Annotated in this window: 14 protein-coding genes; 6 read left to right on the plus strand and 8 right to left on the minus strand. The window is 67.6% G+C overall.

The features are described from left to right. Positions 1 to 10 precede the first annotated feature (10 nt). Together AC07XB_RS12175 and AC07XB_RS12180 are read left to right on the plus strand one after the other, a co-directional pair. Complete coding sequence (locus tag AC07XB_RS12175; RefSeq protein ID WP_492830531.1) at positions 11 to 346, plus strand: hypothetical protein; 336 nt, start codon at positions 11 to 13, stop codon at positions 344 to 346. A 111-nt stretch (positions 347 to 457) separates the two neighbouring features. Then, a complete protein-coding gene (locus tag AC07XB_RS12180) occupies positions 458 to 1,651 on the plus strand; it encodes a pyridoxal phosphate-dependent aminotransferase (protein WP_492810517.1) in 1,194 nt (397 codons plus the stop codon). A gap of 88 nt (positions 1,652 to 1,739) precedes the next feature. Here the strand turns inward: AC07XB_RS12180 and AC07XB_RS12185 are convergent, their stop codons facing one another. From AC07XB_RS12185 to AC07XB_RS12205, 5 genes are read right to left on the minus strand one after another with little or no spacing between them, the layout of a single operon-like run. After that, the gene (locus AC07XB_RS12185; protein ID WP_492830533.1) at positions 1,740 to 3,233 is read right to left on the minus strand and encodes an efflux transporter outer membrane subunit; all 1,494 of its coding nucleotides are present in this window, start codon (positions 3,231 to 3,233) and stop codon (positions 1,740 to 1,742) included. A 10-nt stretch (positions 3,234 to 3,243) separates the two neighbouring features. Then, entirely contained in the window at positions 3,244 to 4,422 is a 1,179-nt protein-coding gene (locus tag AC07XB_RS12190; protein ID WP_492810521.1) for an ABC transporter permease, read from the minus strand. Continuing rightward, complete coding sequence (locus tag AC07XB_RS12195) at positions 4,419 to 5,432, minus strand: ABC transporter ATP-binding protein (protein ID WP_492830535.1); 1,014 nt, start codon at positions 5,430 to 5,432, stop codon at positions 4,419 to 4,421. The genes AC07XB_RS12190 and AC07XB_RS12195 overlap by 4 nt, the downstream gene beginning before the upstream one ends. Then, the gene (locus AC07XB_RS12200) at positions 5,429 to 6,427 is read right to left on the minus strand and encodes an HlyD family secretion protein (protein WP_492375783.1); all 999 of its coding nucleotides are present in this window, start codon (positions 6,425 to 6,427) and stop codon (positions 5,429 to 5,431) included. Before AC07XB_RS12200 ends, AC07XB_RS12195 begins: the two co-directional genes overlap by 4 nt. Positions 6,428 to 6,454: 27 nt before the next feature. Then, positions 6,455 to 7,177, minus strand: coding sequence for a TetR/AcrR family transcriptional regulator (locus AC07XB_RS12205; RefSeq protein ID WP_492375784.1), 723 nt, complete (start codon positions 7,175 to 7,177; stop codon positions 6,455 to 6,457). 208 nt (positions 7,178 to 7,385) lie between these two features. Between AC07XB_RS12205 and AC07XB_RS12210 the strand changes: the two genes are divergently transcribed. Continuing rightward, positions 7,386 to 8,795, plus strand: coding sequence for a carbohydrate porin (locus AC07XB_RS12210; protein ID WP_492375785.1), 1,410 nt, complete (start codon positions 7,386 to 7,388; stop codon positions 8,793 to 8,795). A 28-nt stretch (positions 8,796 to 8,823) separates the two neighbouring features. Here the strand turns inward: AC07XB_RS12210 and AC07XB_RS12215 are convergent, their stop codons facing one another. Further along, the gene (locus tag AC07XB_RS12215; protein ID WP_309407351.1) at positions 8,824 to 9,237 is read right to left on the minus strand and encodes a MarR family winged helix-turn-helix transcriptional regulator; all 414 of its coding nucleotides are present in this window, start codon (positions 9,235 to 9,237) and stop codon (positions 8,824 to 8,826) included. 159 nt (positions 9,238 to 9,396) lie between these two features. On the opposite strand from AC07XB_RS12215, the gene AC07XB_RS12220 reads away from it, so the two are divergent. Both AC07XB_RS12220 and AC07XB_RS12225 read left to right on the plus strand, forming a co-directional pair. After that, entirely contained in the window at positions 9,397 to 10,527 is a 1,131-nt protein-coding gene (locus tag AC07XB_RS12220; protein ID WP_492375786.1) for a substrate-binding domain-containing protein, read from the plus strand. 142 nt (positions 10,528 to 10,669) lie between these two features. Next, positions 10,670 to 12,184 (plus strand): amidase, encoded by a 1,515-nt coding sequence (locus tag AC07XB_RS12225; protein ID WP_492830538.1) that lies wholly within the window; start codon positions 10,670 to 10,672, stop codon positions 12,182 to 12,184. A 68-nt stretch (positions 12,185 to 12,252) separates the two neighbouring features. On the opposite strand, the gene queF is transcribed toward AC07XB_RS12225, so the two are convergent. After that, positions 12,253 to 13,086, minus strand: a complete 834-nt coding sequence (queF, locus tag AC07XB_RS12230; RefSeq protein WP_043343529.1) for an NADPH-dependent 7-cyano-7-deazaguanine reductase QueF — start codon at positions 13,084 to 13,086, stop codon at positions 12,253 to 12,255. Between the two features lie 15 nt (positions 13,087 to 13,101). Beyond that, positions 13,102 to 14,628, minus strand: coding sequence for a threonine ammonia-lyase, biosynthetic (gene ilvA / locus AC07XB_RS12235; protein WP_174425600.1), 1,527 nt, complete (start codon positions 14,626 to 14,628; stop codon positions 13,102 to 13,104). A gap of 243 nt (positions 14,629 to 14,871) precedes the next feature. On the opposite strand from ilvA, the gene otsB reads away from it, so the two are divergent. Then, the gene (otsB, locus tag AC07XB_RS12240; protein WP_492375788.1) at positions 14,872 to 15,660 is read left to right on the plus strand and encodes a trehalose-phosphatase; all 789 of its coding nucleotides are present in this window, start codon (positions 14,872 to 14,874) and stop codon (positions 15,658 to 15,660) included. Positions 15,661 to 15,669 lie beyond the last annotated feature (9 nt).

Here is a 15,669-nt window from a genome sequence, read left to right on the forward strand (position 1 = left end):
GCATGACAGCGTGATAGCAAAACCCCTTTCCCTTTTCTCCCTCCCCTCCCTACCCGCCATCGTGACGGCGCTATGGCTCGCCCTGGCCAGCACGTCCGCGCTGGCGGCACCCGCTGCCGCATCGGACGCTAGCGGCGCACGCGCGCCTGCCAAGGCGGGCAAGCGCGCGGCCTCGGCGCCGACGCCAACCTCCCGGGCCGTTCAGCAAGCCACCACCGCGCCGCAGGTCAACCACGACCAATACGCACTGCGCCCCGAGCGCGACGTGCAGCCGCGCAGCAGCTTTGGCCTGCGGATGAAACCCGGCTGGCCGCAGCAGGACGACTCCGGCGGGCCCGGGCGCTAGCCAGCCAGCTCGGCATGCTGCCGGGCATACCGGCGGCAGTGCCTTTGCGGTACGCTCTGTGGGTTCCGCAGTCCGACCCGCAGTCCGACCCTTACACCGCAAGGAGCTCAGATGTCCACCAGCCCGTCCGGCTTTGCGTGCGCCCCGGCCGCAGCCCGCGCCACCGTCCATCACCTGCGCGCCTCGCGCATCCGCGAGGTGGCCAATGCCGGCATCGGCCTGCCCGACGTACTGCCCTTCTGGTTCGGCGAATCCGACCAGGTCACGCCCGCCTTTATCCGCGACGCCGCCAGCCGGGCACTGGCCGGCGGGGCGACGTTCTACACGCACAACCTGGGCATCGCCCCGCTGCGCAGCGCGCTGGCCGACTACGTCAGCGCGCTGCATGGCGCCACCGCCCTGGACAATGTGGTGGTGACCAGCGCCGGCGTCAACGCGCTGATGCTGGCTGCCCAACTGGTGGCCGGGCCCGGTGACCGCGCGGTTGCCGTCACGCCGCTGTGGCCCAACCTGGTGGAAATCCCCAAGATCCTTGGCGCCGAGGTGGAAACCGTCTCGCTCGATTACGGCGCGCACGGCTGGACCCTGGATCTCGACAAGCTGCTGGCCGCGCTGACGCCTGATACGCGCTTGCTCATGATCAACTCGCCGAACAACCCGACCGGCTGGGTGATGTCGCGCGCGGACCAGCAAGCGGTGCTCGCGCACTGCCGGCGCCATGGCATCTGGATCATTGCCGATGAAGTGTACGAACGGTTGTATTACGGCGAAGGCGATGGCGCCATCGCGCCGTCGTTCCTGGATATCGCCAGCCGCGACGAGCGGGTGATCTGCGTCAACTCGTTCTCCAAGGCCTGGCTGATGACCGGCTGGCGGCTGGGCTGGATGGTGCTGCCCGCGGCGCTCACCGACGACCTGGGCAAGCTGGTTGAGTACAACACGTCGTGCGCGCCGTCCTTCGTGCAGGAAGCCGGCATTGTGGCGGTGCGGGAGGGCGAGGCCTTTACCCGTGAACTGGTCGGCAGGCTGCGCGCGGCGCGCGATCACCTGGTGGGTGCGTTGGCTGTGGTGCCAGGCGTGGATGTGCATGCGCCCGAGGGGGCCATGTATGTGTTCTTCCGGCTGGCCGGCGCCAGCGACAGCCTGGCGTTGTGCAAGCAGCTGGTGCGCGAGGCACGGCTCGGGCTGGCGCCGGGAAGCGCGTTCGGGGACGAGGGGGAGGGCTTTGTGCGGTGGTGCTACGCGTGTGATCCGGCGAGGCTGGATGAAGGTGTGCGGCGGTTGCGCGGTTTCCTGGGGCGTTGAGCGCCGCGCCGTTCGCGGTGCGAGCGGGCTGGCGTGCGCCATCTTCATGTCGAGACGGCACCGCTAGCACTAGCATTAGCACTACGCTTCACTGCGCAGCGGCCGCTTCTGCCTGCCACCAGCCGCCCCCTAGCGCCTGCAGCAGCGCCGCGGAATCGGTAAAGCGGCTGGCGGTAGCCTGCGACAGCGAAAGCGCGGCCTGCCGGTACTGCCGCTCGGCATCGAGCACCGCAAGCTGGCTGACGCCGCCGAGACGATACTGGCCGGTCACGATCGACAGCGTATCGGCGGCCTGTTTCGCACTGTCGGCGCGCGCCTGCAAGGTGTTGGCATCGGCCTCCAGCGCGCGCAGCGAATCCGCGACTTCGCGCAGGCCCTGCAGCACCGTTTGCTGGTAGGCCGCGAGCGATTGCGCGTAGGCCGCTTGCGCCGCGCGCTTGCGCGCCACCAGCTCGCCGCCCCGGAACACCGGCTGCACCAGCCCCGCGGCCAGCGACCACACGTTGATGCTGCCAAACAGATCGCGCGCGGAGAGCGCCTGCGTGCCGGCGCTGCCGGACAGCGTGAGCTGCGGGTAGAGCTGCGCGGTGGCCACGCCGATATTGGCCGACGCCTGGTGCAGCAGCGCCTCGGCCGCGCGGATATCCGGGCGCCGCTTCGCCATGGCGGAGGGCAGGCTCACCGGAAGCGTGGCGGGCAAGGTGAGATCTTCCAGCCGGAACTCGGGCAGCTGGACGCTCGCGGGCGCCTGTCCCAGGTACACGGCAAGCTGATGCCGCGTGGCCGCAAGCTGCTGCACCAGGCCCGGCAGCAAGGCCTGGCTCTGCGCCAGTTCATTGTGCTGGCGCTGCGCGTCCACCTGCGCCACGCCGCCTGCGCGCAAGCGTTGCTCGGTGATGGCGAGCTGGCGCTGCTGCGCCGCCACGATGGCCTCGGTGTTGGCAATCTGCGCGCGCAAGCCGGCCTCGCGGATGGCGGCCGTGGCCACGTTGCCGGCCAGCGTCAGGCGCGCGGCTTCCAGCTCGAAGCGTTGATAGTCCACCGCCGCGCGCAGGCCTTCCAGTTCGCGGCGCTGGCCGCCGAACAGGTCGAGCGAGTAGGAGATTTCCACGCTGGCGCCGTACAGCGTGAACGGCCCGGGACTGGGAAAGGCGGTGATACCAAGCGAGTTGAAGTCGACCTGCTGGCGCGTGGTGTTGAGCTTGGCGTCCACCCGCGGCAACAGGCGCGCGCCGGTGGTGGCCACCAGTTCCTGGCGCGCCTGTTCAATGCGGGCCTGTGCTTGCGCCAGCGTCGGGCTGGCATCCAGTGCCGCGCGGATGGCGTGGTCCAGCGCGGGGCTGCGGAACAGCGTCCACCATTGCGCCGGCACGTCGGCGCCGCTCTCCAGCGTTTGTGCCTGGCCGTGCGGTGCGTCGGCGGCGCTGGTGCGCGCTGGCTGTGTGCCCTCGGTATAGGACGGCGCAGCGGGCGCGGCCGGCTCGGTGAAGTCCGGGCCCACCGCGCATGCCGAAAGCATGGCTGCCGCCAGCACGGCGAGGACCGTGCGGGATGTGGATTTACCGTGTGGCGAGGCTGGCATGGCAGGCTCCTCAATCCAGCGTGCGGCGATAGAAGCGCACTGCAATGGTCATGACGACGACCGTGAACAGGGCCATCGGCCACACGTTCGGCCATAGCTCGGTCCAGCTGTTGCCCTTGAGCAGGATCCCGCGGATCAGGCGGTTGAAGTAGGTCATCGGCAGCACGTTGCCAATGGCCTGCGCCCAGCGCGGCATCCCCTGGAAGGGAAACATGAACCCGGATAGCAGCAGGTTCGGCAGGAAGTAGAAGAACGTCAGCTGCACCGCCTGCAACTGGTTTTGCGCAAGCGACGACAGTGTGATGCCCACGGTCAGGTTGGCGGCGATGAACAGCAGCGCCGCCAGGTAGACCGCGACCACCGAGCCGACAAAGGGCACGCCGAAGACCCAGCGCGCGGCCAGCAGGATGATGGTGGACTGGATCAGGCCGATGAAGATGTAAGGGATGATCTTGCCGCTGATCACCTCCAGCGGCCTGACCGGCGTGGCAAGCAGGTTTTCCATGGTGCCGCGCTCGCGTTCGCGCGTCATCGCCAGGCCCGTCATCATGACCATGGTCATGGTCAGGATCACGCCCATCAATCCGGGAATGATGTTGTACTGCGTGAGTCCCTCCGGGTTATAGAGGCGCTGCACCTGCACGTCGAACGGCGGCTTGCCGCCCGCCAGGTGCGCCAGCGCGCCCTGCAGGTCCTTGTCCGCGACCGAGAACGGCAGCTGCGACAGCGCGGCGATGGCCGAGCCGGTGGCGGAAGGGTCGGTGGCATCGGCCTCCACCAGCAGCGCCGGGCGTTCGCCACGCAGCAGCCGGCTGGTGAAGTCGGGCGGGATGCTGAGCACGAACTGCACCTCGCCCTTCATCAGCGCCTCGCGCCCGGCGGCTTCGTCGGGCAGGGTGCCGACCACGTTGAAGTAGGTGGTTGCCTGCATGCCGGCCACGAAGGAGCGGGTGAACTCGCTCTGGTCCGCGGCGATGACCGCGGTGGTGAGGTGGCGTGGATCGGTGTTGATGGCGAAGCCGAACAGCATCAGCTGCACGATGGGCAGGCCGACGATCATGCCGAAGGTGACGCGGTCCCGGCGCAGCTGCAGGAACTCCTTGAGCACGATGCTCCACCAGCGCTGCAGGGAGAGCGGGAAGCGTGCGCCGTTGGTGGCCTTGGCCGGTTCGCCTGCGTCGCGCGTCATGCCCGGGCTCCCTTGCCGTCCTGCCTGGTTTTTTGCTTTTGCTTGCCCGCGCGCATATTGTCCTCAGCGCCGCTCATCATGTGGATGAAGACGTCTTCCAGGCTGGTCTCGATCGGCTCGATCCGGTGCTGCGGGCCGGCAACGCGGCGCAGCGTGGCTTCCAGCGCGGGCGCGTCGTGCCCGGTGACGTGCAGGGCGCTGCCGAACACCACGGTCTGTTCCACGCCCGGCGCGCCCTTGAGCTGATCCGACAGCGCGGAGAGCTGCTCGCCCTGCACGCTCCAGGTGACGAGCTTCTGGCCGGCTACCACTTCGCTTGCCGTGCCCTGCGCCAGCAGCTTGCCGTAGGCGATATAGGCGAGCTTGTGGCAACGCTCGGCTTCATCCATGTAGTGCGTGCTGACGAGCACCGAGATGCCGCGCGCCGCTAGCTGGTGCAGTTGCTCCCAGAAATCGCGGCGCGCCTTCGGGTCGACCCCGGCGGTGGGCTCGTCCAGCAGCAACAGTTCCGGTTCATGCAGCAGGCAGGCGGTCAGCGCCAGGCGCTGCTTCCAGCCGCCCGAGAGCGCGCCGGCCAGTTGCTGCGCGCGGCTGGCCAGGCCGAGGTGCTCGAGCGCCCGGTCCACCACCTCGCGCCGGCGCGGCATGCCGTACACGCGCGCCACGAAATCCAGGTTCTCGCGGATGGAGAGATCGTCCCAGTAGGAGAACTTCTGTGTCATGTATCCCACGCGCCGCTTGATCTCGGCGGTCTCGCGCAGGATGTCGTAGCCCAGGCAGGTGCCGGTGCCGGAGTCCGGCGTCAGCAGCCCGCACATCATGCGGATGGACGTGGTTTTGCCGCTGCCGTTCGGGCCGAGGAAGCCGAAGATCTCGCCGCGCGCGACTTGCATCGTCAGGTTGTTGACGACGTGCTTGTCACCGTAGTGCTTGTTGATGCCGTGCACGTCGATGGCCAGGGCGCTGGCTTTGCCGGGCCCGCCGTCCAGGGGAGCAACGGTCGCGTTCATGGCCTTGCCACCTCGACCGGCTGGCCCGGATGGAGCTTGGGCGCGTCGGCCGGTGCGGGCCGCGCTTCCACCAGGAACACCAGCTTGTTGCGCGTTTCATTGCTGTAGATCACCGGCGGCGTGTACTCGGCCTGGCTGGAGATGTAGGTGACCGTGGCCGCAATGGGCGCGGCGCAGCCATCGCAGCGCACGCGCACGGCCTGGCCGTTCTTGAATGCGCCGAGCACGGCCTGCGGCACGTAGAAACGCACCTTGACGTTGCCCGGCGGCAGCAGCCGCACCACCGGGCTGCCGGCCGGCACCCAGTCGCCAAGGCGGAAGGGCGTGTCGTAGACCAGGCCGGCCTGCGTGGCGCCCACGGTCTTGCGCGACAGCTTCCACTCGGCCTGCGCCAGCGCGGCGCGCGCGGCGGCCACCTGGGCTTGCTGGGCCGCCTGCTGCGCGGTGCGTCCCGGCAGCCGGGCCACGTCGATATCGCGCTGCAGCTCGCGCACGCGGGCGGCGTCGGAGGCGGCGGTGGCGCGGCTCTCTTCCAGCTGCGCCAGCGCGATCCCGCCGATGGCGTACTGGGCTTCGTCGCGCTTGCGTTGCGCGGCGCTGCGCACCGAGGCGGCTTGCGCCTGCGCCAGCTGGGCTCGGCTCACGTCGACTTCCGGCACGCGCTTGCCGGTCTGCAGGTCGGCGAGTTGGGACTCGGCCACGCGCACTTGTTCTGCCGCTTGCTGCCGGGCCGCGCGCTCGTCGTCGGCCTCCAGCGCGAACAGCGGCGCGCCACTTGCCACCTGCTGCCCGCGCTGGACGGAGATCTGGTCCAGCCGGCCGGCAAAGGGGGAGGCCACGCTGACGAATTCGCCCTCCACATAACCTTGCCAGGAGGGTGGCGCAGGCTCGCCACAGGCAGATAGCAGCGCCGCGCCGATCAGGGCGGCCGATGGCCAGCCCGCACGCAGGTTCGCGACGAGGCGGGAGGAATGAGGCTGAGCGTGGCGAGGCATGCGGGCTCCGTGGCGGGCAGGCTGGGTTCAGGCGGACGGCGGCGCGGCCGGCCCGGGATGCGGTATCGGCGCGATCGGCGCGATCGGCGGTACGCCCAAGCCGTGCGCCAGCAGCGCGCTCACGTGACGCACCAGCGCCTCGCTGTCGATGGCGCCGGCGCCGGGCAGGCGGCGCCAGATATGGGTAGTGGCCAGCGGCAGCAGCGTCAGGCCGATCAGCGACACCATCAGCAGCGCCGGCTCCAGGCTGGCGTTGATCTCGCCGCGCGCGCGCGCCGCGGCCAGCGGGCCGATCACCAGGCCAGCGCGCTGCAGCGCGATCTTCTGCAGCACGCGCTGATGCAGCTGGCCGTCCGCGCCGACGATCTCGCGGATCCACAGCCCGGGAAACCATGGCGTGGCGGCGGCGGTGCGGATCAGCCGCCCGGCAATGCCCACCAGCATGGCTGCCGCGTCCGCGCTGTCGGCGGCGGCCGGCGCGAACACCTGTTCCACCAGCGGCTGCAGGCGCTCGTCGACCACCGCGTCAAGCAACTGGTCGCGATCGCGGAAGTAGTAGTGCACGAGCGCCGGGGTGACGCCAGCATGGATGGCGATGGTCTTGATCGGCGTGGCGGCAACGCCGCGCTGGGCGAACAGCTCGGTGGCGGCGTCCAGCAATTGCTCGCGCTGGCCCGCGCTACCCCCATGCCCGGCGGCAGGCCGGCCCGGACGGCGGCTTGGGGGCGGGGTGGCAGTAGCAGGCGGCATGGCGGCTCCTGAATCTGCAGATAATATTAATTTGTGAATTAATTAATTCAAGGCCGATTACAACGTGATGTTTAAGCAACTTGTCTTCTCATTATGTTGCGCCGCAGCAATGCAAGGTAGACATGTCATAAACGCTTGGCTATGCTTCGTCCGCCCATCAGCCGGGCTTGCCCCTGAATTTGCCTGCGGCTGTTCCCCGGATTTTTTCATGCTGCTTTGTCGCTTCCACGCCGCCCCAGCGCGGCTACGCCTGTTTTTTGCCACTCGCCTGGCGGGTGTGGCCTTGTCGCTGGCCGGCCTTGCCGGCATGGCGGCCATGCCCGCCCTGGCGCAGGGAAAAGCCGGGACAAGCAGCGACGCGCCCGCGCAGGCCGATGCCCCCGAGGACTACGCCTTCCATGGCCAGACCACCTATATCTGGCAGCGCAAGCCGTCCTTTGGCGCGGCCTACTCCGGCGCCAACAGCCTGACGGCGGACCGCGCCAAGAGCTACTCGTTCAGCACCACGCTCGATCTTGGCTTGCGCCTGTGGCGCGGCGCGGAGTTCCACTTCAATCCGGAGGTGACGCAGGGCGTGCCGTTTTCCGAGCTGCACGGCCTGGGCGGGCTGAGCAACGGCGAGCTGGCCAAGGTATCGAGCACCAATCCGGTGTTCTACCGGGCGCGCGCGTTTGTCCGCCAGACCTGGGGGCTGGGCGGCGGCAGCGAACAGCTGGACGCCGATTTCAACCAGCTGGCCGGCAGCGTCGACAAGCGCCGCGTGGTGCTGACCGCCGGCAACTTCGGCGTGCTCGATGTGTTCGACCAGAACGAGTACGGCTCCGACCCGCGCACCCAGTTCATGAACTGGTCGTTCATGGCGCACGGCTCCTTCGATTACCCGGCCGATGCGCGCGGCTACAACTGGGGCGTGGCGCTTGAGTACATCGGCGACATGTGGTCGGTGCGGCTTGGCCGCTTCCTGCAGCCGCTGGAGTCCAACGGGCTGGAACTCGATACGCGGATGTTCCAGCACTATGGCGACATCCTCGAGTTCGAGAAGCGCTACAACCTGGCCGGCCAGCCCGGCGTGGCGCGCCTGCTGCTCTGGCGCAACAAGGCGCGCATGGGCGCGTTCAGCGATGCCGTGCAACTCGGCGCCGCCACTGGCGCCGCGCCGGACGTGGCCAATGTGCGCGAGGAGCACGCCAAGATCGGCGCGGGATTGTCGCTGATGCAGCGGGTCAACGAATCGCTCGGTGTGTTCGCGCGCGCCAATATGTCGGACGACAAGACCGAGACCTACGCCTTTACGGAAATCGGCCGCCAGGTCGCCGCCGGCGGCGTGCTCAACGGCAATGCGTGGGGCCGGCCGCGCGATGTGGTTGGGTTGGCGATGTCGGTGAATATGCTGGGGTCGCGGCACCAGGCTTACCTGGCTGCCGGCGGGCAGGGCGCCTTTCTTGGCGATGGCGCGTTGCGCTATGGTCCTGAGCAGGTCGTTGAGCTGTTCTATAGCTTCCAGCCGGTCAAGTACCTGAGCATCAGCCCGGACTTCCAGTACATCCGCAATCCTGGCTACAACCGCGACCGCGGCCCGGCGATGTTCTACGGCGTGCGCCTGCACGCGGAGTTCTGAGTCCCGGGGGCGGCGGCTTGCCGGTGGCTCAGTCGCCCAGCGCGCTCAACAATGCCCTGAGCTGTTTCGCCTTGGCGGGCCCAAGGCTGCGCACGATGCCGTCCTCATGCTGCTGCACCAGCCGATTGAGCCGCTTGGACAGAGCCAGTCCATCGTCGGTGGCGTAAAGCAGCACGCGGCGGTTGTCGTGCAGGTCGGGGCTGCGCATGGCCAGGCCATGGCCGATCATGCGGTCAACCAGCTTGGTCAGGGTGGGCGGATGCATCGCCAGCGCCTGGGCCACCTCGCCCATGGCGTGCCCTTGCTCGTCCGCCAGCACCCGCAGTACTTTCCAATGTTCGACCTGTACGCCTTCCGCCGCCAGCGCCTGTTCCAGCCGGGCGTGGACGGCGAGGTGGGCGCGTGACAGGAGTTGGGCTAGGTAGCTGTCGAAATCGCTCATGAGCAGGCCTGCGTGAAACACTGCGTTAGTATACGGGAAAAATACGGGAAAACTTTCCCAGGAAAGTTTTCTGGCCTTGTCCTCGCTTGCTATTCGTGCGGATCGAGGCGCGCTGACAAGACGCGGCGTTGCCGCCCCGCCCGGCAAGGAGACGAAGCCATGCAATGGAAGCCACTGCAGCCCAGTTGCGCCCCGGCGCCGGACGACCCGGCTTTGACCTGCCTGGTCGATGCGCCGCCGGCCGGCTACGGCGCGCGCCGCGCCGATTGCCTGAACGTCGGCCTGCTAGTCCCGGTGCGGGGCGCCGCAGGGATCTGGGGCCCGTCGGCACGCGCCTGCGCGCAGCTCGCGGCGGAAGAACTGAACCGGCAGGGTGGCATACGCGGGCGGGAGCTCCGCCTCCACGTGTTCAACGCCGTCGACGAGTGCCGCGATATCCCCGACTTGCTCGGCGGCCTGGTGCGCGAGGGCGAAATCGACGCTGTGGTCGGCATGCATACCAGCGCGGTGCGCTCGCGCGTGCGCGCCGCCACGGGGGGACGGATTCCGTTTGTCTATACGCCGCTCTACGAAGGCGGCGAATGCGCGCCCGGTGTCTACGCGATCGGCGAAACACCGGATCAGCAACTCTTGCCCGCGCTGGCGGCGATGTATCGCCAGTACCGCGCGCGCCGCTGGGTGTTCGTCGGCAATGACTGCGTCTGGCCGCGTGCCTCGCACGGGCTGGCCAGCGGCGCACTAAGGGCGCTGGGCGGGGAAGTGCTGGCCGATCGCTATGTGGAACACGGTTGCGCGTCCTATCGCAAGGTCCTGCAGGAGATCGAGATGCTGCGGCCCGATGCGGTCCTGCTTTCGCTGATCGGGCAAGATGCCGTGCGTTTTAACCGCGAGTTCGGCGCATCGGGCCTGCAGCGGCGTGTGCGCCGGCTGTCGTGCGCCATCGAGGAAAACGGCTTGCTTGCCATCGGGGCCGCCAATACCGAGGGGCTGTTCGCGGCCGCCGGCTATTTCGCCGCCCTGCCCAACGAGGCCAACATGGCCTTCAAGGAACGCTATCACGGCCGCTTTGGTGAACGGGCACCGGTGCTGAATGCGCTGGGGCAGTCCGTCTACGATGGCGTGCACTTCCTGGCGGCGCTGGCCGCTGCGCCGCAGCGTGCGCGGCGCACAGCGCCGCTGGTTTTCCGCAGCGTGCGCGGACTGTCGTGGCGCGGCAATGCACGGGTGCAGCAACCGGTCTTCCTTGCCGAGGCCAACGGCCACTTTTTCAACGTCGTCAGGCAACTCTGAGTCCACGGCTGTGTCGCCATGGTTTTCCCTAGCCGCTAAATATTTTCCTTGGAAATTATTTCTTTGGAAAATAATATGACGGCTGCCCCAGGATAACGGGCCATTCTTCTCATGCCTTTCCCACCTTGCACAGGAGTACGCCATGACCGTGAAGCGCCCCACCCAGGCCCAGATGCACGAGCTGATCGCCAGCCTGCACATGACGATGAGCGAGGCCGAATGCGCCGAGTACCTCGCCTTGATGGAAGGCAGCATCCAGGCCTACGACCGCGTCGACGAACTGCCTGACTTCCTGCCCGAGCCGAAGTACCCGCGCAACGCGGGCCACCAGCCGCCGCCCCAGGAAAACCGCCTCAATGCCTGGTACGTCAAGACCGAAGTGAAGGGGGCCGCCGGCGGCGCGCTGGCAGGGCGCTCGATCGTGCTCAAGGACAATATCTGCCTGGCCGGGGTGCCGATGATGAACGGCTCGTCGACGCTGCAAGGCTACGTCCCCGATCTCGACGCCACGGTGGTGACGCGCATCCTCGACGCCGGCGGCACCATCGTCGGCAAGGCGCATTGCGAGTGCTTCTGTCTGTCCGGTGGCAGCCATACCAACGCCACCGGCCCCGTGCACAACCCCTATCGGATGGGCTATATCGCGGGTGGGTCGTCCTCCGGTTGCGGCGCACTGGTCGGGGCGGGCGAGGTGGACATGGCGATCGGCGGCGACCAGGGCGGCTCGATCCGCATTCCCGCCGCGTTTTCCGGCTGCTATGGCATGAAGCCCACGCATGGGCTGGTTCCCTATACCGGCATCATGCCGATCGAATCCACCATCGACCACACCGGCCCGATGACCCGCACCGTGGCTGACAACGCCTTGCTGCTGGAGGTGATCGCCGGGCCCGATGGCTTGGACCCACGCCAGTACGCGCCGAGGGTCGAGCGCTATACCGAGGCGCTCGGCAGGGGCGTGGCGGGCTTGCGCATCGGCGTGGTGCGCGAAGGATTCGGCCTGGCCAACAGCGAGGCCGATGTCGATGCCAAGGTACGCGAGGGCGCCCAGCGCCTGGCGCGGCTTGGCGCGGTGGTGGAGGAAGTCGGCATTCCCATGCATCTGGACGGCGCCGCCATCTGGACGCCCATCGCGCTGGAAGGCTTGCAGGCGCAGATGATGCATGGCAACGGCATGGGCTTCAACTGGAAGGGCCTTTACACCACGAGCCTGCTGGAGCGCCATGCGGGCTGGCGCGAGCAGGCGGACCAGCTTTCGCCCTCGCTCAAGTTGTCGATGTTTGTCGGCGAGTTCTTCATGCAGCAGTATGGCGGGCGTTTCTATGCCAAGGCGCAGAACCTCGCGCGTCAGCTGCGCCAGGCTTATGACGACACCTTGCAGCGCTATGACTTGCTGCTGATGCCGACCTTGCCTTTGAAGGCGCAGCCGATTCCCGCGCCCGGTGCGCCGCTGGCCGAAGTGATCCAGCGCGCCTTCGAGATGGTGGCCAATACGGCGCCGTTTGACGCCACCGGTCATCCGGCCATGAGCGTGCCCTGCGGGCTGGGCAACGGGCTGCCGATCGGCTTGATGCTGGTGGGCAAGCATTGGGATGAGGCGACCATCTACCGTGCCGCGCATGCCTTCGAGCAATCGGGAGACTGGCACAAGTTCTGATGGCGTAAAAAAGCCCGGCGCACGCGCCGGGCCTTCTCTCTTCTCTGCTGGCTGCAAGGCCTACGGCATCACTGCCGTGCGTTGCGCCGGTTGTCCGGCCACGGCGTGTTGAAGTTGGTGCGGAACGGGTTGATATCCAGCCCGCCGCGCCGCGTATAGCGCGCATAAACCGCCAGCTTCACCGGCTTGCACTGCCGCATCACGTCGGTGAAGATCCGCTCCACGCATTGCTCGTGGAACTCGTTGTGGTTGCGAAACGAGATCAGGTACTTGAGCAGTCCTTCCTGGTTGATCGGCGCGCCCACGTAGCGGATCTGTACGCTGCCCCAGTCCGGCTGGCCGGTTACCAGGCAGTTCGACTTGAGCAGGTGCGAGACCAGTGTTTCTTCCACTGGCGATTCGTCCTGGGCGGCATGCAGCAAGTGCGGCGCCGGCTCGTAGATGTCGGTTTCGATGTCGAGCCGGTCCAGCTGCACGCCGTCCAGCTCGGCCATCTTCTGCGTGCCGAGATCAGCCTCGGTCACCAGGCGCACCTGCACCGTGCCGCCGGTGGCCTCGGACAGGTCGTGGTGCAGCAACTGCTGCAACGCCTCGGGCGAGGCGATCTTGCTCTGGTTGAATGAATTCAGGTAGAGCTTGAACGACTTGGACTCGACGATGTTGGGCGTGTCGGCCGGAATGATGAAGCTGGCCAGCGCCACCTGCGGCTTGCCCTTCATGTTCAGCCACGACAGCTCGTACGCGTTCCAGATGTCCACGCCGAAGAACGGCAGCGCGCGGCCTTGCGCCAGCCCGATCTCCGTGCGCTTGGGCTGGCGCGGGATCGGGAACAGCAACGTCGGGTCGTACTCGGTCTTGTAGGCCGAGGGTTTGCCTAGCGGCGATTGTTCGGGAAGGCTCATGGTTGCCTCGGATGATCAGGACAGGAACAGCTTGTACACGGGATTCTCGGTCTCTTCCCAGTGTACATAGCCCAGCGTGGCGAGGAAGGCGCGGAAGGCGCGCTTCTCGTTCTTGGGCACCTGGATACCAACCAGGATGTTGGAGGTGTCGCCGCCCTGGTTGCGGTAGTGGAACAGGCTGATATTCCAGTTCGGGCTCATGCTCGACAGGAAGCGCATCAGCGCGCCCGGCCGCTCGGGAAACTCGAATCGGTACAGCAGCTCGTCATGCGCCAGCGGCGAGTGCCCGCCCACCATGTAGCGGATGTGCTGCTTGGCCAGTTCATCGTTGGACAGGTCCAGCGTATCGAAGCCGTGGCGGCGGAATCCGGCGGCGATCTTCTCGTTCTCCGCGCGGCTCGCAATCTGCACGCCGACGAAGATATGCGCCATGCTCTTGTCGGCGATGCGGTAGTTGAACTCGGTCACATTGCGCGTGCCGAGCTGCTCGCAGAAGCGCTTGAAGCTGCCGCGTTCCTCGGGGATGCTGACCGCGAAGACCGCCTCGCGCGCCTCGCCCACCTCGGCGCGCTCCGCCACGAAGCGCAGGCGGTCGAAGTTCATGTTCGCGCCGCAGGCAATGGCCACCAGGTGCTGGCCCTTGAGCTTCTCGCGCTCGGCGTAGAGCTTCAGGCCGGCCACGGCCATGGCACCGGCCGGCTCCAGGATGCTGCGGGTATCCTGGAACACGTCCTTGAGCCCGGCGCAGATGGCGTCCGTGTCCACCAGGATGATCTCGTCGACCAGCTCGCGCGTGATGCGGAAGGTTTCCTTGCCGACCAGCTTCACGGCGGTGCCGTCCGAGAACAGGCCCACTTCCTTGAGCTCCACGCGCTTGCCCGCGTCCACCGAGCGCTTCATTGCGTCGGAGTCCACGGTCTGCACGCCGATCACCTTGATCTCCGGGCGCACGGCCTTGATGTAGGACGCAATGCCGGAGATCAGCCCGCCACCGCCGATCGCCACGAACACCGCATGCAGCGGGCCCGGGTGCTGGCGCAGGATTTCCATGGCGATGGTGCCTTGGCCGGCGATGACTTCGGGATCGTCGAAGGGGTGGATGAAAGTCAGCTTGTGCTTTTTTTCCAGCACCGCGGCGTGGTTGTAGGCGTCGCTGTACGAGTCGCCGTGCAGCACGATTTCCACCCACTCGCCGCCGCGCTCGCGTACCGCGTCGATCTTCACCTGCGGGGTGGTGACCGGCATCGCGATCAGCGCCTTGCACTTCAGGCGCGCGGCCGACAGCGCCACGCCCTGCGCGTGATTGCCGGCCGAGGCGGCGATCACGCCGCGCTTGAGCTCTTCCGGCGACAGCGAGGCCATCTTGTTGTACGCGCCGCGCAGCTTGAACGAGAACACCGGCTGGGTGTCCTCGCGCTTGAACCACACCTTGTTGCCGGTGCGCGCGGAGAGCAGGTTTGCATAGGTGAGATCGGTCTCCTGGGCCACGTCGTACACCTTGGCGGTCAGGATCTTTCTCAGGTAATCGGGTTTGCGGGTCATCGTGGACAGCCGGGGCGGGGATTGGCGGAAACCGGTAATGATAAAGGATGGCGGGGGGCGGCGATGGCTGCACCCCTGTGCAGGCGGCCGCGAAGGGCAGGCAAGCTCACCTTCGTGCGCCGAGGCGCGTTGTGCACCGCAGCGGTGCAGGCACCGCCGTGGCGCGCCCAAGGGGCGCTTGCGCACCTTGTAGGACGAAGCCCGGTGGACGCTGCCGGAACACTCGTGATACGGTGTAACGCAATGCCTTCCCTACCTCTCATCGAACCGAACACCGCACTGTTCCTGGATTTCGACGGTACGCTGGCCGACCTTGCGCCGCGTCCTGACCTCGTGCAGGTCGAACCGGAACTGGTGGGGACGCTGCGCGCCCTGCATCTGCATCTGGGTGGCGCGCTAGCCCTGGTTTCCGGCCGGCCGATCGCCGAGCTGGATCATTTCCTGCATCCGCTGCAACTGCCGTGCGCCGGCGTGCATGGCGCGGAGCTGCGCGACGCGGGCGGCCACCGCCTGCGCCAGCCCGACCCCGGCGTGCCGCTGCTGCTCCCGCCGCTGGAAGTCCTGGTCGGTACGCATCCCGGCTTGCAGCTCGAGCGCAAGTCGGTCGCGGTGGCGGTGCACTACCGCGCCGTTCCCCACCTCGAAGGCATGGTGCGCAACTTCGCGGCCGAACTCGCCAGCGGCGTGCCCGGCATCGAAGTCCTGCACGGCAAGATGGTGGTGGAGCTCAAGCCGGCAGGCATCGACAAGGGTGGCGCCATCGACGCCTTTATGCGCAGCCCGCCATTTGCGCGGCGCACGCCGCTGTTTGCCGGCGACGATATTACCGACGAGGCTGGTTTTGCCGTGGTGCGCCGCCTCGGCGGCGTCGGCCTGCTGGTTGGCGCGCGGCCCAGCGCCGCCACCGTCAGCGTGACCGGCCCGGCCGCGCTGCGCTGCTGGCTGCATCGCTCCGCCAAGGCACTCGAAGTCATGGCCGCCGCGCAGGGCAAGCAGCAGGTTTCCGGAGCTACATCCACAACGACGTCTTGAGGGGGATTC

The organism is Cupriavidus sp. GW821-FHT02F09, assembly GCF_059421605.1.

Excerpts from the sequence above, each read along its gene's own strand:
- AC07XB_RS12180 (WP_492810517.1), top strand. The coding sequence starts at position 458 with ATGTCCACCAGCCCGTCCGGCTTTGCGTGCGCCCCGGCCGCAGCCCGC.
- AC07XB_RS12185 (WP_492830533.1), bottom strand. The coding sequence starts at position 3,233 with ATGCCAGCCTCGCCACACGGTAAATCCACATCCCGCACGGTCCTCGCC.
- AC07XB_RS12190 (WP_492810521.1), bottom strand. The coding sequence starts at position 4,422 with ATGACGCGCGACGCAGGCGAACCGGCCAAGGCCACCAACGGCGCACGC.
- AC07XB_RS12195 (WP_492830535.1), bottom strand. The coding sequence starts at position 5,432 with ATGAACGCGACCGTTGCTCCCCTGGACGGCGGGCCCGGCAAAGCCAGC.
- AC07XB_RS12200 (WP_492375783.1), bottom strand. The coding sequence starts at position 6,427 with ATGCCTCGCCACGCTCAGCCTCATTCCTCCCGCCTCGTCGCGAACCTG.
- AC07XB_RS12205 (WP_492375784.1), bottom strand. The coding sequence starts at position 7,177 with ATGCCGCCTGCTACTGCCACCCCGCCCCCAAGCCGCCGTCCGGGCCGG.
- AC07XB_RS12210 (WP_492375785.1), top strand. The coding sequence starts at position 7,386 with ATGCTGCTTTGTCGCTTCCACGCCGCCCCAGCGCGGCTACGCCTGTTT.
- AC07XB_RS12215 (WP_309407351.1), bottom strand. The coding sequence starts at position 9,237 with ATGAGCGATTTCGACAGCTACCTAGCCCAACTCCTGTCACGCGCCCAC.
- AC07XB_RS12220 (WP_492375786.1), top strand. The coding sequence starts at position 9,397 with ATGCAATGGAAGCCACTGCAGCCCAGTTGCGCCCCGGCGCCGGACGAC.
- AC07XB_RS12225 (WP_492830538.1), top strand. The coding sequence starts at position 10,670 with ATGACCGTGAAGCGCCCCACCCAGGCCCAGATGCACGAGCTGATCGCC.
- queF (WP_043343529.1), bottom strand. The coding sequence starts at position 13,086 with ATGAGCCTTCCCGAACAATCGCCGCTAGGCAAACCCTCGGCCTACAAG.
- ilvA (WP_174425600.1), bottom strand. The coding sequence starts at position 14,628 with ATGACCCGCAAACCCGATTACCTGAGAAAGATCCTGACCGCCAAGGTG.
- otsB (WP_492375788.1), top strand. The coding sequence starts at position 14,872 with ATGCCTTCCCTACCTCTCATCGAACCGAACACCGCACTGTTCCTGGAT.